Source organism: Synechococcus sp. BS56D, assembly GCF_004332405.1.
Taxonomy (GTDB): domain Bacteria; phylum Cyanobacteriota; class Cyanobacteriia; order PCC-6307; family Cyanobiaceae; genus Synechococcus_C.
The window spans coordinates 297,581-319,184 of record NZ_PHQU01000001.1 but is presented as its reverse complement, the minus strand read 5'-3'; the positions used below and the strand labels follow the sequence as shown (position 1 = coordinate 319,184).

The window sequence follows — 21,604 nt, the reverse complement described above, 5'->3', positions numbered from 1 at the left end:
CGTGCCTCCGCCGTGGCTCAAGCCGTCTCCGATTTCACCGATGCCGTCTTTGCTCAGGAGGTGCTTCAGGCACCCACCACTGTGCTGGTGGATTTCTGGGCTCCCTGGTGTGGTCCCTGTCGCCTGATGGCACCCCTGATGGACTGGGCGGCTGAGACCTATTCAGGCCGGCTTCTGGTCGGCAAGCTCGAGGTGGACGGTAATCCTGCAACCCGGGACGCCTATCAAGTTCAGGGCATCCCCACCCTGATCCTCTTTCGGGATGGTGAGGTGCTGGCACGCCATGAGGGCGCCATCGCCAAGCCACAGCTGCAGGCCTTCCTGGATGCTCACCTCTAAACGCCTTCATCGCCTCGGCAGCGGCGTCTTTGATCGCAACGATCAGCGCAAGCAGCGCTACCGCGAGAGTGCTGCTGCCAGCAGGCTGCCCCTGGTGGATCTTTCGCTTGGATCCACCGATTTGGATCCTCCGCCTCAGGCGGTAGCGTCCATGGCCGCCGCTCTGCAGCGTCCAGGCAGTGCCACCTATTGCCTTCATGCCGGTACACGTCCCCTGAGAGAGGCGGTGCGTGCTTGGTGCTGGTCGCGGTTTGAGGTTGAAGTGGATCCCGATCGGGAGGTGCTGCTGTTGGTGGGTTCCCAGGAGGGCACCGCCCATCTGCCCCTGGCCGTGCTCAACCCGGGTGATGCCGGTCTGATTCTCGATCCCTCCTACCCCTCGCATCAGGGAGGACTGCTTCTAGCCGATGCTCGGATCGAGCGGCTCGCCCTTGAGGCCGTCCAGGGCTGGCGTCCTCGCTGGGATCAGTTGAGTCCTTCCGTCTGGGATGAGCTTCGGCTGATGGTGATGGGATTTCCCCACAACCCCACCGCTCAGGTTGGCGAGCAGATCTGGCTGGATGAGGCGATGGACCGTGCCCACCGCCATGATCTGGTGCTGGCCCATGACAATCCCTACCTCGATCTCGCCCTGGATGGAGAGGCTCCAGCCCTGCTGCGAACAGCAGGCTGGAGGGAGCGCGGTATTGAATTCTTCTCCCTGTCGAAGGGATGGTGCCTGGGGGGCTTTCGATTGGCGTTCGCCGTCGGGGCAGAGCCACTGATCACCGCCTTGCGTCAGCTCAAGGGGGTGGTCGACTTCAACCAGTCTCTCGCTCTCCAGCAGGGGGCGATCACGGCCCTTACCGAGGTGCCGGATTGGCCGCGGCGGATTGTGCCGGTTTACCGCGAACGGCGGGACCGCACTCTGACGGCCCTGCAGCGCCTTGGATGGCAGGCGCCGGTCCCCTCGATGGCGCTTTACCTCTGGTTGCCGGTGCCGCCCTGGGCCAGGGAGCGTGGCTGGAGTGATGAGGATCTAGCCGCAGCCCTCCTGGATCACGGTGGCCTGGCGCTCACTCCGGGATCCGGGTTCGGTTCCGCAGGTGCCGGCTGGCTGCGGCTGGCCTTGGTTCAGCCGGCGGAGGAGCTTGAAGCTGCTGTGGCTCGACTCGAGCCCTGGTGGCGTCAGCAGTGCTGAGCCCCTGCGGGTCGGCGTCTCTGGCGCGGCGACGGCACCAGGCCGGTCTGACTCCCTGGCGCCTGCGGGTCCTGCCGGTGTGCGCGAGCACCGAGATCGAATTGAGTCGTTGGCTGGCGCGGACCCCCTGGCAGGGGGGCGTGCCACGGGCCGTGGTCGCCCGTCGGCAGACCCATGGTCAGGGGCAATGGGGTCGTCGATGGCAGTCGCCTGCGGGGGGGGTCTGGCTCAGTGCTGCCTTGCCCTGGTCTGCTGATCATGGGGCCCCGGGGCTTCTGGGACTGGCCGTCGCTCTGGCCCTGGCGGAACGTCTGGAGCGTATGGGTTTGCCGGTGGCGATCAAGTGGCCCAACGATCTACTCATCGGCGAGGACAAATTGGCGGGGGTGTTGCCACGGATGGTGCACCGCGGAGGCAGGCTGCGCCTGGCCCGGGTGGGTGTGGGGCTCAATGTTTGCAATCCCGTTCCGGATGGTGCGGTAGCGCTGCGGCAATGGTTGCCGCTCGGCCGTTGTGATCCCGAGGCCTGGACGGCGGAGTTGCTGTTGGCCCTCGATCGGAGTGTTGCGTTGGCGGCTTCACCCCAGGCGGTGTGTCAGGGGGTGGAGGGGCGGATCTGGACCAGGACGGTCCGCGATCCCAGTGGTTCGGGGGTCTGGGAGGTGGAGGGGCTGTCGGCTGATGGTTCCTTGCGCCTGCGTCAGGGAACCCGGACCAGCAGCTGGACCCGATGGCCAGCTGAGCCGGCCGCCGATCTCTAGAGTCTCGCCGTCTGAGATTCCTGCGTGCTCCCTCGCTGGCTTGCTGCTGCCTGGCTGCTGACCCTGCCGGCGGCGCCTGAGACCGCTGGTGACCTGCCTTCGGTGCAGGCTCCGCTGCGGCCTCCGGCTCAGTTGGAGGTGCAGGAACCACTCCGGTTTGATCGCTCCCTTGAGAGTCTGGAGCGCAATCGGGTGATTACTCCTTTGGAGAGGCGTCAGCTCGAGACTGAGGCCATTGGCCAGCCGATTGATGTGCCGGCACTGCAGCAGGCTTGCCGCAGCGGAGCCCTTTCCAAGCAGGAGTGTTCGGCTGGGGTCGCTTTCCGCGGCCGCGTGCGACGCCCGGAGAATGGCCGTGTGGCTTGGCGTGCTCGGGGGGGTGGTCAGCCATTGCCACCGATCACGGTGCCCGTGTCGGCGTTGCTGGCTGGTGGAGGTGGCGGCTTCCGACTGGAATCGGTTTTCGCCGTGTCGCCCCGCCCTCTGCCGCTGCCCGGCAACGGCGATCGGAATCTGTTGTTCCCGATCATTGGCTCGGCGATCACGACCAGTGAATTCGGCATGCGTCTTCACCCGGTGATCGGCAATTGGTTAATGCATGCCGGTAAGGATCTGGCGGCCCCTGAGGGCACCCCCGTGGTGGCGGCACTCTCCGGAACCGTCACCAGCAGTGGACTGGCAGGTGGTTACGGCATCGCCGTGGAATTGGAGCACCGTCAACCGCTGCGGCGCACCCTGTACGGCCATCTCTCCGAGATTTATGTGAAGGCGGGTCAGACCGTGCGCCAGGGGGAGGTGATCGGCAGGGTGGGAAGCACGGGCCTGAGTACTGGCCCTCACTTGCATTTCGAGCTGCGCCGACCGGAGGCGGGCGGCTGGGTGGCGATCGATCCCGGCGAGCTTGATCTGCGTCCGCTGACGGCTGGTGGGGTCGATGCCGTGTCTTTGCTGATGGCCCAGCTCATGGAAGGCTTAGAGCGGAAACGCAGCTGAATCATTGCGTTCTGGTTTCATCCCGCAGGATGAAACCGACGCCGCGCACGGTATGGATGAGGCTCGGTCGATCATCCGCTTCGATCTTTTGGCGCAGATACCGGATGTAGACGTCGAGAAGGTTGTCGTCGCCGTAGAAGTTCTCCCCCCAGACGCCGCGCATGATCTCAGCCCTCTCGAGCACACGGCCTTGGCCGCGCATCAAAAATTGCAGCAGGTCGTATTCCTTCACCGAGAGCTGGATGGAGCGTTCGCCCCGGCTCACATCGCGAGTGCCGGTATGCATGCGTAGGTCGGCGACCTCCAGCACCAGGGGCTGATCGCCGGCCGTTGGTGCGGAAAAGGATTCGGCGCGACGTTGCATCGCGCGCAGCCGTGCCATGAGCTCTTCGATGGAGAAGGGCTTGACCAGGTAGTCATCGACTCCAGCATCGAGTGCCTTGACGCGATCGGCGATGTCGTCGTGGCCGGTGAGCATCAGGATCGGCGTCGTGACACCACTGCTGCGCATGCGCTGGCAGATGTCGACCCCAGAGAAATCGGGAAGATTCCAGTCGAGAACGATCAGATTCGGTGTCGGCTCCTGCCGGGCCTTGAACAGGCCGCTGGCTCCGTCTCCGGCGACCTGCACCGAATAGCCCTCCAGTCCGAGCTCAAGTCGAAGCAGATCTGTCAGCCGCGTTTCATCGTCGACCAGCAGAACCCTGGTGCTGGAGGCTGCAGCGTCTGGCATGCAGAAGGCATCATCCTTCCCGAACCTTAGACAGCCTCAGGATCAGGATCTTGAACAACCTTCAGTTGGATTGCCGTTCCAGGCGCTCCACCCGACCATCCCGGAAATGAGCCACCGTCTCAGCCCTGGCGGCCACCTCGTCCTCGTGGGTCACCATCACCAGGGTGATTCCCTGGCGATGCAGATCATCAAAAAGATTGAGCACATCGTCCGTGGTGCGTGAATCCAGGGCGCCTGTCGGTTCATCCGCAAGCAACAGGGCTGGTTGGTTGATGATCGCCCGGGCGATAGCCACGCGCTGCTGTTGCCCGCCAGAGAGTTGATTCGGACGGTTCTGCATGCGATCGGAGAGACCAACGCGCTCCAGGGCCTCAGCAGCCCGTCTGCGGCGTTCCGTTGCGGGAACCCCCGCATAGATCATTGGAAGCATCACATTGTCGAGGGCGGTGGCGTGGGGCAACAGATGGAACTGTTGGAAGACGAACCCCAGCTCCTGATTGCGCAGATCGGCCAGGGCATCGTCATCGAGGGATTCCACGGCGACCCCGTTCAGGCTGTAGCTGCCGCTGCTGGGTCGATCTAGGCAGCCAATGATGTTCATCGCCGTGCTTTTGCCGGATCCACTGGCGCCCATCACAGCCAGATAATCGCCCTGGTGAACGGTGAGATCGAGATGGTCGAGCGCCCGAACTGTTGCCTCTCCACTGCCGTAGAGCTTGCTGACGTCACTGAGACGTGCGACCTCCCGATGAGCTGTTGGATCAGCCAATGCTGTGAAGGCCTGCCCTGGCGATGGCCTGTTGCAGCAGGGGAGTGCCGGCTACGGCACTGTTCGCCCACTGGAAGAGAGGGTTGGAGAGGATGCCACCCACTGCTGTGACCAGGACACAGGCGATCAGAGCGAAGCGGAGCGGAGGCAGTCCGAGGGTGGACCACTGGATGGGTGGGTAATCGCGGACCACTTCAGAAGCTTCCTGAGGTTCCTTGACCACCATCATCTTGATGACACCGATGTAGTAGTAAATCGAGACCACTGAAGTGATCAAGCCCACCACAACCAGCAGGTATTGGTGATCAGCCCAGCCGGCGAAAAAGAGGTAGATCTTGCCGAAAAAGCCCAGCATCGGAGGAATGCCCCCGAGGGAGAGAAGGCAAAGACTCAGGCCCAAGGTGATCAGTGGGTCCTTCTGATAGAGGCCGGCGTAGTCGCTGATCCGATCGCTGCCGGTGCGGATTGAGAAAAGAATGATGCAGGCAAATGCCCCCAGATTCATGAACAGGTAGGCCGCCATGTACAGCACCATCGCTGCGAAGCCATCCTCGGTGCCGCAGACGAGTCCGATCATCACAAAGCCGGCCTGGCCGATCGAGCTGTAGGCCAGCATTCGCTTCATCGATGTTTGAGCCAGGGCGACCACGTTGCCCAGGGTCATGCTGAGGAGAGCCAGCACCGTGAACAGCAGCTTCCACTGGGTGTCAAAGGAGCCGAAGCAGCCCACAAGGATCCTGAGTGCCAAGGCGAAACCGGCTGCTTTGGATCCCACAGACAGGAAGGCCACCACAGGGGTTGGTGAGCCCTCATAGACATCGGGAGTCCACTGGTGGAAGGGCACCGCTGCAATCTTGAAGGCCACTGTGGCGAGCACAAACACCAGGGCCAGAGCTGCTAGGGGCGTCGGGCTGGTGAGCAGGGCATTGCCGATCACCTCAAGGCTGGTGGATCCGCTGAGTCCGTAGAGCAGAGAGGAGCCGTAGAGGAACACGGCTGCGGCCGCGGACCCCACCAGCAGGTACTTGAGAGCTGCCTCGGAACTGCGGGCATCCCGCTTCATGTAGCCCGACAGCAGATAACTGGCGACGGAAAGGGTCTCGAGGGAGACGAAGACACTGACCAAATCAGTGGCTCCGCAGAGCAGCATCCCGCCAAGGGTTGCGGCCAGAAGGATGGCGGCGTATTCACCCACCGGAGTGCCGCTCTTCTCGGCGTAACGCCAGCTGATCAGAAGCGAGAGCAGGGTGGAGGTGGCCACAACCGCACGGAAGGCGATCGCCAGACGGTCCGAAAGGAATGCGCCCAAAAATGAGGGCTCCAGAGGGGCGTTCCACTGGAGGGCCAACAGCACAAGGGCGCCGCCGAGACCGAGGTAACAGATCGGCGGAACCCAGCGCACAGCAACGCGTTCTCCGGCCAGATCCACCAGGAGAGTGGCCAACATGGCCAGTAAGACAGCACCCTCTGGGGCTACGGCCCCGGCATTCAGAGCGAGATTGAGCAGCTCTCCCGGAGCGGCCATCGCCTGGGTGGTTAGAAGCAGTGCACCCAACTCGGGCATGGTGCGCGTGGGATCCGTCCTGTGCGGCGACTGTAGCTGCGCTGCCGGGAGGCGAACGGGACCACGGGATTTCGACTGTTTCGCTGCCGAGGGAGCCACGGTGCGATAAAGAAGGGGACGGTTACCTGCCGCCTGTGGCGAACACCCTGGTCATTGTCGAGAGCCCTACGAAGGCCCGCACCATCCGTGGTTTCCTCCCCAAGGGCTACCGGGTGGAAGCGTCGATGGGCCATGTCCGTGATCTCCCCAACAACGCCAGCGAGATTCCAGCGGCCCAAAAAGGGCAGAAATGGGCCAATCTCGGCGTGAACACCGAAGCCGACTTCGAGCCCCTCTACGTGGTGCCGAAGGACAAGAAGAAGGTGGTGCGCGAGCTCAAAGATGCTCTGAAGGGTGCGGATCAGCTCCTGCTGGCGACGGACGAAGACCGAGAGGGGGAGAGCATCAGCTGGCACCTGCTGCAACTTCTCGCGCCGAAGGTGCCCGTCAAGCGGATGGTCTTTCACGAGATCACCAAGGAGGCCATCTCCAGGGCGCTTGATGAGACCCGAGAGCTCGATATGGAGCTGGTGCATGCCCAAGAAACCCGTCGGATTCTCGATCGCCTCGTCGGTTACACCCTCTCCCCCCTGCTCTGGAAGAAGGTGGCCTGGGGCCTGTCCGCCGGTCGCGTGCAGTCGGTGGCGGTGCGACTGCTGGTGCAGCGCGAGCGGGCCCGCCGGGCGTTCCGCAGTGGCAGCTACTGGGATCTGAAGGCTCGCTTAGAGCAGGCAGGGGGCGGGTTTGACGCCAAGCTCACCCATCTCGCCGGTCAGCGAATCGCCACTGGCAACGACTTCGACGAGAGCACCGGTGGCCTCAAGCAGGGCAGCAGCGTGCGCCTGCTTAGCGAGCAGGAGGCCCGCACCCTGGTGGAGACCGTGCGCGCCTCCCCCTGGCTGGTGGAGGCGGTGGAAGAGAAGCCCACCGTGCGCAAGCCCGTCCCGCCCTTCACCACCAGCACCCTCCAGCAGGAAGCCAATCGCAAGCTGCGCCTTTCGGCTCGCGAGACGATGCGCTGCGCTCAGGGCCTCTACGAACGCGGTTTCATCACCTACATGCGCACCGATTCGGTGCATCTCTCCGACCAGGCGATCAGCGCGGCGCGAAGCTGCGTCGAGAGTCGCTACGGCAAGGACTATCTGAGCAAGGCGACGCGGCAGTTCAGCACCAAGTCCCGCAATGCCCAGGAGGCCCATGAGGCCATTCGCCCCTCGGGTGAGAGCTTTCGCGCTCCTGCCGAAACCGGTCTCGATGGCAGGGATCTGGCCCTCTACGAGTTGATTTGGAAGCGCACCGTCGCTAGCCAAATGGCTGAGGCCCGGCTGACGATGCTGGCGGTGGATCTGACCGTGGCGGACGCCCGTTTCAGAGCCAGTGGCAAGCGGATCGATTTCGCCGGTTTCTTCCGCGCCTATGTGGAGGGAAGCGATGACCCGGATGCCGCGCTCGAGGGGCAGGAGGTGCTGCTTCCGGATCTGAAGACCGGAGATTCCCCCACGCCGAAGGAGGTGGAGGCCCTCGGTCACCAGACTCAGCCGCCAGCTCGCTACAGCGAGGCCTCTTTGGTGAAGATGCTTGAGAAGGAGGGAATCGGGCGCCCCTCCACCTACGCCAGCATCATCGGCACGATCGTGGATCGAGGCTACGCCTCGCTCCAAAACAATTCTCTGACCCCCAGCTTCACCGCTTTTGCCGTGACCGCCCTGCTGGAGGAGCACTTTCCAGACCTGGTCGATACCAGCTTTACGGCCCGGATGGAATCCACCCTGGATGAGATCTCGACCGGCAAGGTGCAGTGGCTTCCCTACCTGGAGGGCTTCTTCAAAGGGGAGGAGGGGTTGGAATCTCTCGTGCAGAAGCGCGAGGGAGACATCGATGCTGGCGCCTCCCGCACGATCGACCTGGAGGGCTTGCCCTGCGTGGTGCGCATCGGTCGTTTCGGGGCGTATCTCGAGGCCAAACGGGTCGCTGATGACGGTGAAGAGGAGCTGATCAAGGCCACGCTTCCTCAGGAAATCACCCCTGCAGATCTGGATGCAGAGAGAGCTGAGCTGATCCTCAAGCAGAAGGCAGATGGCCCTGAAGCGCTTGGCGAGGACCCGGAAACTGGTGATCTCGTTTATCTGCTCTTCGGGCAGTACGGCCCCTACGTTCAGCGCGGTCAGGTCAGTGATGAGAACCCCAAGCCGAAGCGGGCCTCTCTGCCGAAGGGGGTGAAACCGGAGGAGCTGTCCCTCGAGGATGCGCTTGGTCTGCTGCGCTTGCCCCGTTTGCTCGGGGAGCATCCCGATGGCGGACGGATCCAGGCAGGTCTCGGTCGCTTCGGGCCCTATGTGGTTTGGGATAAGAGCAAGGGTGAGAAGGACTATCGCTCCCTCAAGGCTGAGGATGACGTGCTGATGGTGGGTCTCTCCCGTGCTCTGGAGCTGTTGGCCATGCCCAAACGCGGTCGCGGTGGCCGCACCGCTCTGAAGGATCTCGGGGTGCCTGAAGGCTCTGAGGAGACCGTGCAGGTCTTTGATGGTCCCTATGGCCTCTATGTGAAGCAGGGCAAGGTCAACGCGTCCCTTCCGGAGGGCAAGGGAGCCGATGACATCACCCTGGCCGAGGCCATGGAGCTGCTGGCGGCCAAGGCTTCCAGCAAGAAGACGAGCAAGCGCTCCACCAAGAGCAGCACCACCAAGAGCACAACCGGCCGCAAGGCAGCCGCCGCCAAACCGGCAGCCAAGAAGCCCCCTGCCACCACGAAGACGGGGCGTCTGCGGGCCAGCGCCGTGCGGGTGATCAAACCTGGAGACACTTGATGGCTCTGCGGCGCCTGGGTTGGTTGCTTCTGCCCCTGGTACTGCTGCAGGCCTGCAGCAGTACCCCCTTCGGTCGCCAGCTTGCGGACAGCTTTGACTCCCCCGCTGCTGCCCCCGCATCAGCTCCGGCAGCGAATGGTGCGGGCAGGCCCAAGCCACCGTCTTCGCCCAAGACTGGGGCTGCGGCCAAGACTGGCCAGGAGGATCCTGCGCCGACGTCTGCCCCGATCGCTGAGAAGCCTGCTGCACCGTTGCAGTCGCAGCCCAAGCCCGTGCCGCAATCGGCTGCTCCCCAGCCCTACCGCATCATCCTGCGGCTCTCCTCGGCGGATCCAGCCGCTCCTGCCGAGCAGGTCACGCGGTCCCTGCGCGAGGCGGGCATTGCCTTTGAGGTGGAGACGATTGAACGGATCCAGCCCCCAGAACGGCTGTCGGTGACCCCGGAGCGGAAGGGGGCCACGCCGTGACGCCGCCCTCGCGGTCATCCGCTTCCCCAGCGCCGACAAGCCGTCGACAGGCTTTGCGCATGATGGAAACCTCCTATCTGGCTGCTGCTGCTGCCCTGATCTGGCTGGCGCTGTATTACTTGCCGGTGGGGGGTGCCCTGTTCCGTCTGGCCCTGCCCCTGCCCCTTGCTCTGCTGCTCATTCGACGTGGCTGGAGGGCCGGCCTCGAGGGGGTGGCGGTGTCGTTGTTGTTGTTGACCGCTCTGATGGGACCGGTGCGGGGACCGCTCATGCTGTTCCCCTACGGCCTGCTGTCGCTCTGGCTGGGTTGGTGCTGGAGTCAGCAGCGGAGCTGGTGGCTGAGCTGGGGCATCGGTCTCGTGCTGGGTGCGGTGGGTTTTCTCATGCGAGTGCTGGCGCTTTCCCTGCTTCTGGGTGAAAACCTCTGGATCGTGATCACCCGAGCTGGGGCCGGATTGCTGGATCGTCTGGTGGATCTCCTGAGGCTTCCTCTGTCTCCCGATCTCGCGGAGGTCCAGCTGATGGCCCTGGCACTGGTGTTGTTTCAGCAGCTGGTTTATGTGCTGGCTCTGCATGCGCTCGCCTATTGGATCTTTCCGCGTCTACAGGCTCCGGTGCCCGCTCCCCCTCCTCAGCTCAAGGGGTTGGTGGCATTGGATCCCCTCTGAGACCCAACCCTCCAGGAGGTGTCGCCATGGCAGCGTCCGTCCCGTCACCGCCTCTGCCCGTCGGCTGCCAATGGCTCAGCCCACTGCCGCTGCCAGCCTCCTGGCCTCAGCGGATCGAGTCGGCACTCGCTCCCTGGCGCGATTCCAGCCAACAGCCTGATCTGTTGTTGCTGTTGGCGGCGACGGCCACTGCGGAGGTGGAGGGCATTTCGGCGGCCGGCTCGTCGGCCGCCTCACGCCGTTACACCGCACTCGCCGATGCCGAGTTGCTTCTGTACGGACCGGACCACCGTCCCCAGTGGCCCCTACCGCCTCTGCCAGCAGGCGTATCACCGGCGTTGATCAGCTGGGTGGCCAGCCAGAGGCTTGGTCTGCAGCCCCTGGTGGCGGCCCTCGGGTTGGCGGAGCCGCCTCCTTTTGTTCACTTGCGCCTGGAACCCCTCAGCGAGGGGCCGGCGGCCTGCCTGAGTAGTGGCCAGGCCATGACATCAACACGCGTGCAGCGTCTCTGGAGTCGGGGGATGCAGATTGGCCGCGGCTTGCGGCGTCCATTGCTGCTGGCGGAATGCGTGCCGGGGGGCACCACCACGGCGCAGGCGGTGCTCCAGGGTTTGGGCTTGTCCGTTGCCGGTTTGGTGGGAGGCAGCGCCTTGCATCCCCCCATGGTGTTGAAGCAGCGGCTGGTGGCGGAGGGGTTGAGGCGGGCTGATCTGGGGGCAGCTCCGACCCCGGGCTTGCTTCTTGCGGCTGTGGGGGATCCCTTTCAAGCTGTAGCAGCGGGGCTGCTGGTCGGGGCCTTGGAGAGCGGTCAGCCCCTGTTGCTGGGTGGGGGCAGCCAGATGGTGGCTGTGTTGGCGCTTGCCTTGGCGGCCCTGCCCCCTAGCGGACGCGCGGCTTTGGCTGCTCAGGTGGTGCTTGGCACCACCGCCTGGCTGGGGAGCGAGCAGCTTGAGGGCCTGCAGCCTGGGAGCCCGCCCGCGCTTTCCCGACTGCTGACCTGTCTGGAGGGGGCCATGGGGGTGGAGCTCCTGGCCCTGACCAGTGGCCTGCGATTCGTGGCCAGTCGGCACCAAGCCCTGGAGGATTACGAGCATGGCCATGTGAAGGAGGGTGTTGGCGCCGGTGCGCTTGCTTTGCTGGCTCAGTTGCGCGGCGTCAGTCCTGCTGAGCTTCAGGAGAGCTGTGAAGAGGGTTTGGATCGACTGCAGCGCCAGTAGGGTCGGGCCATGACCAGGTTGCGCGTTCCTTCGACCCCAGGGCTCCGGCGTCGCCAAGTGCTGCAGCTTGGAGGCGTTTTGGGGCTCACAGCCCTTGCCGGTTGTACGCGTGGTGCATCGGCTCCCCTGCTTCAGGCTGCTCCGGAGATCCTTCCGGCCCTGTGGCGTCGCCGATTGCCCAGGCCCTGGCGCTTCGACCCTTTGGAGCTGGCTGGGGGCTCGGGAATGGCCCCCTGGCGTCTGGACCGCTCCGCCGATCTGCTCGCTCTGAGCGATGGCTGGTTGCCGACCATCACGGATGCAGACTTCCAACCGATTGCAGCAGCGCCCCTTCAGGCTCGACTGGCCGGGCAGGCCAGGCGCTACCTGGAGTTGCTGGGGGCCGAGCGCGCCTCCCGTGTGCTTCCAGTGGCTGTGACTCCCTGGGTGATGCTCTTCCGGGGCTTGGATGGCCTGGATGGTGCCTCGGAGCGCGGCTGGCAGCTCCTGCTTGACCCGGACTTCAAGGGGCAGGTGGTGCTTCCCGCCAGTCCACGGTTGGTGATGGAGCTTGCCGATCAGATCCCTGGTACGGAAAGTCTTGCCCGGCTGCGCTCCGCGGCGCTCACCCTTGATGATCAGCAGGGCCTGAACTGGTTGCTTCAAGGAAAGGCGAGGGTGGCGGTGCTTCCTCTTCAGCGCTGCATTCAGGCTCTCCGCCGGGACCCTCGCTTGCGCGCCGTCTTGCCTGACTCCGGTGCACCGTTGCACTGGACCTTGCTCATGCGTCCCGCATCCAGCCGTGAGCCTCTGCCCCAGGCCTGGGTCGAGGATGCCTGGGGGACACCCTTGCTTCGACCGCTTCTTGGGCGCGGTTGGCGTCCGCCGCTTGCGGAGGAGCTTCTGGATGCACAGCGAGATGCCGTTCCGGCCAGTTTTCGTGCGCTCGTGCTGCCGAAAGCGTCGGTGTGGGCTCGTTGCTGGAGCCTTCCCCCCTTGAAGACGGCGGCCGCCGAGCAGCTCAGTCAGCGCTGGCGGGATGCCGCTCCCTGAATCAGCCCCAGAGGCGCCGTCTTGGTGCTGCTGCAAGCAACTGGTGGGTCTCCGCCAATAACTCGGGAATCGGGAGCTGGTGAGGGCAGCGGGGCAGGCAGTCGCCGCAGCGGTTGCAGAGGCTGGCATCCACTTCCTCCCACCAGTGGCCTGCACGGCCGATCAGGTTGTAACGCTCCTCGCAGAAGGCTTGCATGTCATGCCCCAGCCTCAGATTGCGCAGCCGAAGCAGCTCGGGGATCGGCACCTCCCTGGGGCAGGGCAGGCAGGCGCGGCACTGTTCACAGTGCTGGCTGCCGAGCCGCTCCCGCCTCCGTATCCCAAGCCGATCAAGCACCGCCTGTTCCGTGCTGGTGAGTGCGCCGTCGGCATGGGCTAGCCGTTTGGCAAGAGCCAGCTCCCCTGGACGGCTGGCACCCACGGTCAGGGTGGAGATCCCCTCCGCCAGCAGGAAGCGGTAGGCCAGTTCAAGGGGAGAGATGGGCGCGCAGTCCTCCACCATGGTGGGGCTCGGATCCCAGAGCCGACCGCCTTTGTCAGCCGGTGAGATCGCCAGCACTCCCATCCCGTGAGCGAGAGCTCCGCGGGCCAGATCCAGGCGGCTGGGGTCGAGCAGATGCAGATGCAGGTTGCAGAAGCCGAAGACGCCGCTGTCGATCGCTCTGGCGATTAGGTCGTGGGATCCATGGCTGCTGAAACCCACCTGCCCCACCAGTCCTTCCGCCTCGGCCCAGATCAGCAGCTCCCGTCCGTCCCCCTCAAGGACCCATTGCAGGTGCTCCTCCCGGTTGATGCCGTGCACCGCCAGGTTGTCGAGTCGGGTCTGCCCCAGTCGTTTCAGGCTGGCGAGTAGCTGACGGCGGCCCTCCGCCAAGCCCGCGCCCGGCAGGATCTTGCTGGTGATCAGCCAGCCTCCCTCCGGTGCCAGTCCTTCGCGCATCAGACGGGAGAGAGCAGCGCCGAGAAAGGTTTCTGCAGGGCCGTAGGCGGGTGCCGTTTCAAGGTGATTGATGCCAGCGTCGATCGCGGCTCGCACGATCGCTTCCATCTGATCCGGAGCGGCGAGCGCCCGCATCGTTCCAAGTGTGAACAGGCTGACGGCGGGCCCTCTTCCGAAGGGGCGTCGCACCGCCGTGGTCATCCTTCGGGGGCAGGGTCCGCCCCAGAGCCTTCCTCTGGCTGGCGGGATTCGAGGTGGCGGACCAGAGCGGCGGGACTCACCTGGTCGAGGAAGCGGCGGAAAGCGTCTTGCTCCTCGCTATCGGCTTCGGCATCCACTGGGATGGAGGCTTCCGCAACGACTTCCTCCAGCATCCAGATGCCGCTGCCGGTGCGGATTGCTAAGGCAATGGCGTCGCTGGGACGCGCATCCACCTCCTGGATATTGGCAGTGTTCTGGACGCTTTCGTCAGCCGGGCGGGATGGAGCCTCTGCCTGGTCAGCGTCCTTCACGACGCTCTCGCCTTCGCCTTCGGTGGCGTCGCCGGACGGTTCGCTCCCACCGAGTTTCAGCACCGCCCGGAAGGTGTTCTCCTCAATCGCATGGATGATCACCCGCTCCAGGGAGAGGCCACCGGCCTCCAGCAGCGCCACCATCAGGTCGTGGCTCAGGGGGCGCGGGGGGGGCTCGTCTTGGATGCCGGCCATGATGTTGTGGGCCTGAGCCTGGTCGATCCAGATCGGCACCTGGCGCCTGCCGGAGGGATCGCGCAGCAGCACGATCGGGCTGCGGCTGGCCGCATCCAGGGCAATTCCAGCGACGTGCATCTCAACCACTGTCACTCCTGCCCTGATTCGATTATGACCAGGCGAGGGGCCGCAGGTTGGTGCGATGTTCACGGGTCTGGTGCAGGCAGTGGGCCAAGTGGAGCGGCGGGGTGCAGGTCTGCTGGTGACCGGCTGCAAACCCTTTGCTCCTTTGCAGCTTGGAGACAGCGTTGCGGTGGATGGGGTCTGCTTGACGGTGGCGGCTCTGGTTGCCGACGGTTTTCTGGCGGATGTCAGTGAGGAGACCCTTCAGCGCACCACGCTTGGCGCGAAGGCGTCCCGCGGTGGATCAGTGAATCTGGAGCCGGCGCTGCGTCTGGCCGATCGGCTGGGGGGGCACTTGGTGACTGGCCATGTGGATGGGGCTGGCGAGGTGATGGCGGTGGAGGCTCTTCCCCAGTCATGGCGTGTGGAGTTGCGCTGGCGTGATCCCGGCCATGAGCGTTACATCTGTGAAAAGGGCAGCATCACGGTGGATGGCATCAGCCTCACGGTGGCGGGCACTGCCGAGGAGGGGCGGCGTTTCTGGATCGCGGTGATTCCCCATACCTGGGCATCAACTGCTCTGCGGAACCTGAAACCTGGTGATGCGGTCAATCTGGAGGTGGATGTGATTGCCCGCTACACCGAACGCCTGCTCGCAGGGCGGTCCCATGCTGGGGAGGAGCTCACGGCTGCCTGGCTGGCAGGCCATGGCTGGCACTGAGAAACGATCACAGTTCCTGGTCGATTGCTGAAATCGTCAATACCTTGCAGTGGTTGTTCATTCCGAACGTTTCATGACTGCCGACGGGCGCCCTGATTCTCTGGGCAGCTTCAAAGCTTTCGCCATCGCCGAAGGCATTCTTCTGATTGTGCTGGGGATCCTGGCGCTGATCTTCCCTGTGATCGCTTCGTTCTGGACCACCGGCGTCATCGCCGTGCTCTTCCTCATTGGTGGACTGGTCGGCTGGATCAGCAACCTGGCCCGCTCAGGACGCATGGGCCGCTGGGTGTGCTTCTGGCGCCTTGTGGTGTCGACCCTGTTCATCGTGGCCGGTGGCTCGATGATCAGCAATTTCCGCGATCCCGTGGAGGCAGCGGAGCAGGTGGCTGCTTTTGCTCTGGCGATCGGCATCGTCTTCTTGGTGGAAGGCGTGGTCGCCTTCTTCAGCGGTCTGGCCAGCAGCAACCGTCCTGGCGCAGGCTGGGCGATCGCGAATGGCGTGATCACCTTCATCCTGGGCCTGCTGATCGTCACCCTCAAGTTCTGGGGGCTGCTCTGGGTGCTGGGGACCCTCGTGGGTATCAGCTTCCTGTTCAGTGGCATCGAACTGATTGCCTTCAGTTCGGTGATTCACGATGACCAGGACCCTCCGGCCCTGGCCTGATCAGCACTGCGGCCAGGCCTCAGGCGTTGTCCTGATCCTGGCCGCCCAGTGTTTCTGCTGCCGGTTCATCGAGCGGCAGCAGCCAGATCGAACCGGAGTCGCGGTGCAGCTCGATCCGGAACTCCTGCCCGGGCTCCAAGCCCAATCGTCGCGTGTAGGCATGGCCGATGAGCAGATTGCCATTGCCATGCACCCGCGTGCGGAATTCAGCCTGGCGTCCGCGGGTGCCACCGCCGCCACTGCCTGAATTGGACGGCAGTTTGTAGCCCTTGGCTTCGACAAGGGCGCGATAGAAACTCTTGCGAAGCACCCTGCCGCTTGGGCCGACGTATCCGCAACCCCGAGCAATTTCATCCTCAGGACGGTTACTGAGGGCCCTTGCCTTATCGAGCAGTTCCTGACCGACCAGCATCTGAGCGATGGAATTTGTATGAATTGTGGCTGGAGATCGCAACCCAGGCAAGCGATTCAGCCCTTCCTGAGCTCCTTGGGGCTCAGAGCAGGTAGAGAATCACAAACAGAATCACCCAGATGCCATCAACGAAATGCCAGTAGAGCTCGGCCGCTTCGAGGGGGAAGTGGTTCTGCGCTGTGATTCGGCCTGACGGTGTGCGGCACTGCCACCAAACAATCAGAATCATCAGGGCTCCAAGTGTCACGTGAAGGCCGTGAAACCCTGTGAGAGCATAGAAGGTGCTCGCGTAGAGATTGTCTGTTAGCCCGAAGGGCAATGTGAAGTATTCGACCATCTGGCTGACCAGAAATGCGAAGCCCAGGGCCGCTGAGATCAGGAGCCACAGACGGCAGCGCTGATGCATGCTGCGACGGAGATTGGCGCCGGCCCGGTGAAACGTGAAGCTGCTCACAAGCAGCAGCACGGTGTTGAGAATCGGTAAAGGCAGTTCCAGCTCGTAAATCGCGCCAGCCGGCAGTGGATTCACCGCCTTGAAGGTGAGATAGGCGGCGAAGAAACCCGCGAAGGTCATGGCATCCGCCACCAGGAAGGTGGCTAGCCCGAACATGCGGTGATCGGCGTGTGTCTCGCCGGCATGGTCGAGGTTCAGGTCGGTTTCGGATGGGGTGAGTGTCGTCATCGACCGTTGCTCCAGAGGTCACGGCCGCTGGCGGCCTGAAGATCAAGTTGTTCTGCCGGAACGCCGTAGCCATAGGGCTCGGTTACCAGAGGGGCCTCCCCTTTCCAGTTCTCGACTGGAGGTGGGGAGCTGGTGAGCCATTCCGGAGTGAGGGCCCGCCAGGGATTGTCTCCAGCGATTTCCCCGTTGAAGGCACTCATGATTACGTTCCAGAGGAAGGGAAGGGTGCTGATCGCCATCAGCAAGGCTCCGACACTGCTCAATTGATTGATGAAGGCGAACTGCGGGTCGTATTCGGCTACGCGTCTGGGCATACCGTTGAGACCGAGCCAGTGCTGGGGGGCGAAACAGAGGTTGAAGCCGACGAATGTGAGCAAAAAGTGCAGGCGTCCGATCGACTCATTCAGCAGCCGGCCCGTGACCTTGGGATACCAGTGGTAGATCGAAGCGAAGATCACAAACACCGAGCCTCCGTAGACGATGTAGTGGAAGTGCGCAACAACGAAGTAGGTGTCATGCACATGCACGTCGAATGGCACCTGGGCGAGTGCAACGCCTGTGATGCCTCCAAGCACGAAATTGATGATGAAGCCGCAGGAAAAGAGCACGGCACTGTTGAGTGAGATGCGTCCGCCCCAGAGAGTTGCAAGCCAATTGAAGAATTTGATTCCCGTCGGGACGGCGATGAAGGCTGTTGCGATCGTGAAGAACAGACGCATCCACGGTGGTGTGCCACTCGTGAACATGTGATGGGCCCAGACCACCAGCCCCAGCACAACAATCGCCATGATTGATACCACCATGGTGGCGTAGCCGAACAGAGGTTTGCGGCAGTGCACCGGCAGTATTTCACTCACCAGCCCGAAGGCAGGCAGCACCATGATGTAAACCGCTGGATGAGAATAGAACCAGAAGAGATGTTGATAGACCACGACATTGCCCCCAAGCCCCGGATTGAAAAAACCGGTATGAGCGACGATGTCAAAGCTCAAGAGAATCAGTGTGCCAGCCAACACTGGGGTGGAGAGCACGACGAGAATGCTGGTTCCCAGCATTGCCCAGCAATACATGGGCAATTGCATCATCTTGAGGCCTGGGCGCCTGAGCTTCAGGATCGTCGCGATGAAATTGATCCCGCCAAAGATGGAACTTCCCCCCAGTAAAAGGACGCTCAGGATCCAGATGATCTGACCACTGGCTGGGGTTGTGATGCTCAGAGGTGGATAGGCGGTCCATCCTGACTGGGCGGCACCGGTGATGAAATAACTGCTGATCAGCAGCAGCCCTGCTGGAGGGATCAGCCAAAAGGCCACGGCATTCAGCCTTGGAAAGGCCATGTCGCGTGCGCCCACGTAGAAGGGAATCAGATAGTTCCCGAAAGCACCGTTCACCACGGGAACGATCCAGAGAAAGATCATCACCGTTCCGTGCAGGGTGAGCACCTGGTTGTAGACCTCTCTGGGCATGAAGTCGGAGAGAGGGCTGACCAACTCGGTGCGAATCGCTCCCGCCAAGGCGCCACCAATGAGGTAAAACGCAAAGCCGCACACCAGGTACTGGAGGCCGATCACTTTGTGATCAACACTGAAACTGAAATATCGCAGCCAGCCCTGCGGTTGCAGGGAAGGTGATGGATGCTCGCTTTGAGCTGGAAGAGTGGCGGTCATGTGTCAGTGGCTGTGATCTTGTTGTTCTGAGCAAACCAGTTGTCGAAAGCGTCCTGTTCCTCCACGACCACCGTGGATCGCATGCCGCCGTGATAAGGGCCGCAGAGTTCGGCGCAAACGATTGGATAACGCCCCGACCTAGTAGGCGTGAAGTTCAACACGGTGGGCTGTCCTGGAATCACGTCTTGCTTCAGCCTGAATTCAGGAACCCAGAAGGCATGAATCACATCCTTGGCTTCCATGCTGAGGCTGACGGGTTGGCCGACGGGTACATGCAATTCGCCTGAGATGAAGTCACCTTTTGGGTAGCGAAAGAGGAACGCGAACTGCATGGCGGTCACCTCCACTGGGAGAGGTGATACGGGTGTGCCCTGCTCGGATGCGGTGAGTACCGGTGTGCCGATTCCACCCCACACCCGTTGTTCAGAACCGCTTCCTTGGTTCGAGGAGGCGTGATCCATAGCGGCATGGTCCATTGCGGCATGGTCCATTGCGGCATGGTCCAAGGGCGCCATTCCACCCATGCGTTCATAGATGTCGTAACTGAACAGTCCGATGAACAGCACGACAACAGCAGGAACAGCAGTCCAGAAGATCTCGAGCGGAAGATTGCCTTCGATCGCCAGACCATCAGACAACTCGCCAGAGCGTCTGCGGAAGCGGATCAGGCTGAAGACCACCAAGCCAACGATCCCAAGGAACAAGATCGTGCCGATGCTGAAGAGAACACGGAAAAGTTCGTCGTAAATCGGCGCATTCGCGCTTGCATCTACAGGCAGAAGGTTGACGTTCTGTCCGATCCACAGGCCTCCGAGCACCAGGATCATCCCCAGCACAAGCGTGATGATCGATGGAGGGATCGGCACGGCTCATCCGTGAGTTGTTTCAGGCTATGGAGGCTGCCGGGTGATCACCACGCGTGGATTCTTAAGACGGTTGGAAATTCCCAGGCAACCCTTTGTGTGGCTTCGGTTTTGAGCCCTTGCCCCCGATTGTTCATTGAAACAAGCGACGGTCTCTTGTCAGGGAAGAGAGACGTTTGTGTGGTCTTGGTGTTGCAGTAGGCCACACAACGTGCACGCAGGACGGCAATCGCTACGTTCCGGAAACACACCACTCCCTACCAGGAGGGATCGATCCTTGATCAGCTCATCCCTGGTTCCGATCCGTCGCCGGTTGGCACTGCTCGCCTGTCATCTCGTCGTTGCCCTGGTTGCACTTGTGGTCATCGGTGGTGCCACTCGCGTCATGGAGGCAGGCCTTGCCTGCCCTGACTGGCCCCTTTGCTACGGCTCTTTCTTGCCGGGGCGGCAGATGAATGTGCAGGTGTTTCTGGAATGGTTTCACCGGCTCGATGCCTTCGTGGTGGGCATGGCTCTTGTGGTGCAGCTCGCTGTTGCCTGGTGGTGGCGCCGGCAGTTGCCGGGATGGTTCCTTCCCCTGAGTGCCCTGTTGCTGGTTTTGGTGCTTGCCCAGGGAGGCCTGGGTGCACTCACGGTGCTTCAGCTTCTGCCTTCTGGTGTTGTGACCGCTCATCTGGCCCTGGCTCTGACCCTCCTGGCCTTGGTCAGTGGCAGCAGTCAGCTCTTGCTTGCTCCCATCGAGCCCAAGGCATCGAGCGATCAGGTCTCCCACGGTTCACGTTTCGAGGCTGCCCCCCTGTGGTGGCGTTGTCTCGCCGCGCTCAGTCTTCTGGCCGTCGTCAGCCAGTGCTTGCTCGGAGGCCGTATGGCTACCTCCTGGGCTGCCCAACGCTGCCTCGAGGCCGGGCAGTCCTGTCAATGGCTGCACTGGCATCGCAGTGCAGCCACTCCCGTGGCGATCTGTGTGCTGGGTTTTGTGGCCATCGCTCTGCTGGCAGGGGGCTGGGCCCGGCGTCAGTGGCCGCTGCTGCTGGGGCTGGCTGCTCTTGTCACCACCCAGATCACCCTCGGGGTCCTCACACTCCGCCTGGGGCTCTCCCAGCCGGCCGTGACTGTGGCCCATCAACTGGTCGCCTCCCTTCTGGTGGCCCTGCTGGCGGCCTTGCTTTGCCGCCGGCAGACCTGCCTGTCCCCGGGGCCGCTCCCCGTTGTCCTTGATCCCTCCACCCTGGAGCCCGCGCATGGCTAGTTCCACCGCACCTGCATCCGCTGCCATCACGCGCGAGGACGTCGTGCCCTCACGCCGGCGGGTCAAGTTGCCCGTTTGGCTGGAAGTGGCAAAACCCCGTTTGATCCCTCTCTTGCTGGCCACCACCTTGGGCGGGATGGCCCTCACGGAGGGGTGGCCTCTCTCCTCCCCCCGTTTGGCCTGCACCCTGGGAGGCGGTGCGCTTGCCGCTGCAGCAGCCGGAGTTCTCAATTGCCTATGGGAACAGGAGCTCGATGGACGCATGCAACGGACCAGCGGGCGAGCTCTCCCCTCCGGACGTCTGTCTCCCACCGCCGCTTTCTTCGGTGCTGTGTCCTGCACGCTGGCCGCAGCTCTGCTGCTGGTCAGTGGCGTGAATTGTCTCGCCGCCGGCCTCTCCCTGCTCGGCCTTTGCAGCTACGTGCTTCTCTACACCGCCCTGCTGAAACCGAGAACCTCCCAGAACATCGTCATCGGCGGGGTGGCCGGGGCGATTCCTCCCCTCGTGGGTGCTGCTGCCGCCACCGGTCATGTGGGTCTTGGAGGTTGGTGGCTGTTCGCGCTTGTCATGGTCTGGACTCCCGCGCATTTCTGGGCCCTGGCGCTGCTGCTCCGCGAGGACTACCGGGCGGTTGGAATCCCGATGCTGCCGGTGGTGAAGGGGCCTGTGGTCACAGCCAGGGCGATTCGCCGCTACGGCCTCGCCACGGTCTTGCTGAGCACCCTTGGCGTTCTCGCCCTACCGGAAGGGGGGCTGCTCTACGGGCTGCTGTTGCTTCCATTTAATGGACGACTGCTGCAGATGGTGGAGAACCTGGCGGCTGCTCCCGACAGCATCGAGCGGGCCAAGGGCCTGTTCCGCTGGTCGATTCTTTATCTCTTTGGGATCTGTTTGCTGCTGGTGATCAGCCGTCTGCCTGCTGCGGCTCACTTCGATGCCCAGCTCCAGGCTGCGATCGGTCATTGGCTTGTGAGCCTCTCGCCCACCTCTGCCTAGATTCCACCCAATTCGCTGCAGGCAAAGG

General features: G+C 63.2%; 22 protein-coding genes. 13 read left to right on the top strand and 9 right to left on the bottom strand.

The genetic code is table 11. From position 1 onward, the window contains the following. Positions 1 to 12 precede the first annotated feature (12 nt). Genes trxA through CWE17_RS01810 form a run of 4 tightly spaced genes read left to right on the top strand, consistent with a single transcriptional unit; the run spans position 13 to position 3,273 of the window. Positions 13 to 339 (top strand): thioredoxin, encoded by a 327-nt coding sequence (gene trxA, locus CWE17_RS01825; protein WP_131454635.1) that lies wholly within the window; start codon positions 13 to 15, stop codon positions 337 to 339. Next, a complete protein-coding gene (locus tag CWE17_RS01820; protein ID WP_131454634.1) occupies positions 326 to 1,519 on the top strand; it encodes an aminotransferase class I/II-fold pyridoxal phosphate-dependent enzyme in 1,194 nt (397 codons plus the stop codon). The genes trxA and CWE17_RS01820 overlap by 14 nt, the downstream gene beginning before the upstream one ends. Continuing rightward, positions 1,501 to 2,280, top strand: coding sequence for a biotin--[acetyl-CoA-carboxylase] ligase (locus CWE17_RS01815; protein ID WP_240789198.1), 780 nt, complete (start codon positions 1,501 to 1,503; stop codon positions 2,278 to 2,280). Before CWE17_RS01820 ends, CWE17_RS01815 begins: the two co-directional genes overlap by 19 nt. A 24-nt stretch (positions 2,281 to 2,304) precedes the next feature. Beyond that, positions 2,305 to 3,273, top strand: coding sequence for a M23 family metallopeptidase (locus CWE17_RS01810; RefSeq protein ID WP_131454633.1), 969 nt, complete (start codon positions 2,305 to 2,307; stop codon positions 3,271 to 3,273). A gap of 1 nt (position 3,274) precedes the next feature. On the opposite strand, the gene CWE17_RS01805 is transcribed toward CWE17_RS01810, so the two are convergent. From CWE17_RS01805 to CWE17_RS01795, 3 genes are all read right to left on the bottom strand, one after another. After that, positions 3,275 to 4,006, bottom strand: coding sequence for a response regulator transcription factor (locus tag CWE17_RS01805; protein ID WP_131454632.1), 732 nt, complete (start codon positions 4,004 to 4,006; stop codon positions 3,275 to 3,277). Between the two features lie 61 nt (positions 4,007 to 4,067). Beyond that, entirely contained in the window at positions 4,068 to 4,775 is a 708-nt protein-coding gene (locus CWE17_RS01800) for an ABC transporter ATP-binding protein (protein WP_131454631.1), read from the bottom strand. After that, positions 4,768 to 6,339, bottom strand: coding sequence for an NAD(P)H-quinone oxidoreductase subunit N (locus CWE17_RS01795; protein ID WP_131454630.1), 1,572 nt, complete (start codon positions 6,337 to 6,339; stop codon positions 4,768 to 4,770). Before CWE17_RS01795 ends, CWE17_RS01800 begins: the two co-directional genes overlap by 8 nt. Positions 6,340 to 6,473: 134 nt before the next feature. On the opposite strand from CWE17_RS01795, the gene topA reads away from it, so the two are divergent. The 5 genes from topA (at position 6,474) to CWE17_RS01770 (ending at position 12,569) form a co-directional block, all read left to right on the top strand. Continuing rightward, on the top strand, positions 6,474 to 9,185 hold the full coding sequence (gene topA, locus CWE17_RS01790) for a type I DNA topoisomerase (RefSeq protein ID WP_131454629.1): 2,712 nt from the start codon (positions 6,474 to 6,476) through the stop codon (positions 9,183 to 9,185). After that, a complete protein-coding gene (locus CWE17_RS01785) occupies positions 9,185 to 9,652 on the top strand; it encodes a hypothetical protein (protein ID WP_131454628.1) in 468 nt (155 codons plus the stop codon). The genes topA and CWE17_RS01785 overlap by 1 nt, the downstream gene beginning before the upstream one ends. 62 nt (positions 9,653 to 9,714) lie before the next feature. Continuing rightward, positions 9,715 to 10,320: a DUF2232 domain-containing protein gene (locus tag CWE17_RS01780; protein ID WP_240789197.1), complete on the top strand. Its 606-nt coding sequence runs from the start codon at positions 9,715 to 9,717 to the stop codon at positions 10,318 to 10,320. A gap of 26 nt (positions 10,321 to 10,346) precedes the next feature. Continuing rightward, positions 10,347 to 11,537 carry a nicotinate-nucleotide--dimethylbenzimidazole phosphoribosyltransferase gene (locus CWE17_RS01775; protein ID WP_131454626.1) on the top strand — a complete coding sequence of 397 codons (1,191 nt, stop codon included), beginning with the start codon at positions 10,347 to 10,349 and terminating at the stop codon, positions 11,535 to 11,537. Positions 11,538 to 11,546: 9 nt separating this feature from the next. Next, complete coding sequence (locus tag CWE17_RS01770) at positions 11,547 to 12,569, top strand: ABC transporter substrate-binding protein (RefSeq protein ID WP_131454625.1); 1,023 nt, start codon at positions 11,547 to 11,549, stop codon at positions 12,567 to 12,569. Between the two features lies 1 nt (position 12,570). Here CWE17_RS01770 and CWE17_RS01765 read toward each other — a convergent pair whose 3' ends face one another. Further along, entirely contained in the window at positions 12,571 to 13,710 is a 1,140-nt protein-coding gene (locus tag CWE17_RS01765) for an aldo/keto reductase (protein WP_131454624.1), read from the bottom strand. Next, a complete protein-coding gene (locus tag CWE17_RS01760; protein ID WP_206338341.1) occupies positions 13,707 to 14,336 on the bottom strand; it encodes a bifunctional nuclease family protein in 630 nt (209 codons plus the stop codon). Before CWE17_RS01760 ends, CWE17_RS01765 begins: the two co-directional genes overlap by 4 nt. 64 nt (positions 14,337 to 14,400) lie before the next feature. Here CWE17_RS01760 and CWE17_RS01755 point away from each other — a divergent pair, with 64 nt between their 5' ends. Next, a complete protein-coding gene (locus CWE17_RS01755) occupies positions 14,401 to 15,042 on the top strand; it encodes a riboflavin synthase (RefSeq protein ID WP_131454622.1) in 642 nt (213 codons plus the stop codon). Positions 15,043 to 15,115: 73 nt separating this feature from the next. Further along, positions 15,116 to 15,706 carry an HdeD family acid-resistance protein gene (locus tag CWE17_RS01750; protein ID WP_131454621.1) on the top strand — a complete coding sequence of 197 codons (591 nt, stop codon included), beginning with the start codon at positions 15,116 to 15,118 and terminating at the stop codon, positions 15,704 to 15,706. A 19-nt stretch (positions 15,707 to 15,725) separates the two neighbouring features. On the opposite strand, the gene CWE17_RS01745 is transcribed toward CWE17_RS01750, so the two are convergent. From CWE17_RS01745 to CWE17_RS01730, 4 genes are all read right to left on the bottom strand, one after another. Continuing rightward, entirely contained in the window at positions 15,726 to 16,118 is a 393-nt protein-coding gene (locus CWE17_RS01745; protein ID WP_131454620.1) for an AbrB family transcriptional regulator, read from the bottom strand. An 82-nt stretch (positions 16,119 to 16,200) separates the two neighbouring features. Continuing rightward, complete coding sequence (locus CWE17_RS01740; protein WP_131454619.1) at positions 16,201 to 16,800, bottom strand: cytochrome c oxidase subunit 3; 600 nt, start codon at positions 16,798 to 16,800, stop codon at positions 16,201 to 16,203. Next, a complete protein-coding gene (gene ctaD, locus CWE17_RS01735) occupies positions 16,797 to 18,467 on the bottom strand; it encodes a cytochrome c oxidase subunit I (RefSeq protein WP_131454618.1) in 1,671 nt (556 codons plus the stop codon). The genes CWE17_RS01740 and ctaD overlap by 4 nt, the downstream gene beginning before the upstream one ends. After that, entirely contained in the window at positions 18,464 to 19,333 is an 870-nt protein-coding gene (locus tag CWE17_RS01730; RefSeq protein ID WP_131454617.1) for a cytochrome c oxidase subunit II, read from the bottom strand. The genes ctaD and CWE17_RS01730 overlap by 4 nt, the downstream gene beginning before the upstream one ends. A gap of 274 nt (positions 19,334 to 19,607) precedes the next feature. Between CWE17_RS01730 and CWE17_RS01725 the strand changes: the two genes are divergently transcribed. Both CWE17_RS01725 and CWE17_RS01720 read left to right on the top strand, forming a co-directional pair. Continuing rightward, positions 19,608 to 20,579, top strand: coding sequence for a heme A synthase (locus CWE17_RS01725; RefSeq protein ID WP_131454616.1), 972 nt, complete (start codon positions 19,608 to 19,610; stop codon positions 20,577 to 20,579). Next, positions 20,572 to 21,576 carry a heme o synthase gene (locus tag CWE17_RS01720; protein ID WP_131454615.1) on the top strand — a complete coding sequence of 335 codons (1,005 nt, stop codon included), beginning with the start codon at positions 20,572 to 20,574 and terminating at the stop codon, positions 21,574 to 21,576. The genes CWE17_RS01725 and CWE17_RS01720 overlap by 8 nt, the downstream gene beginning before the upstream one ends. Positions 21,577 to 21,604 lie beyond the last annotated feature (28 nt).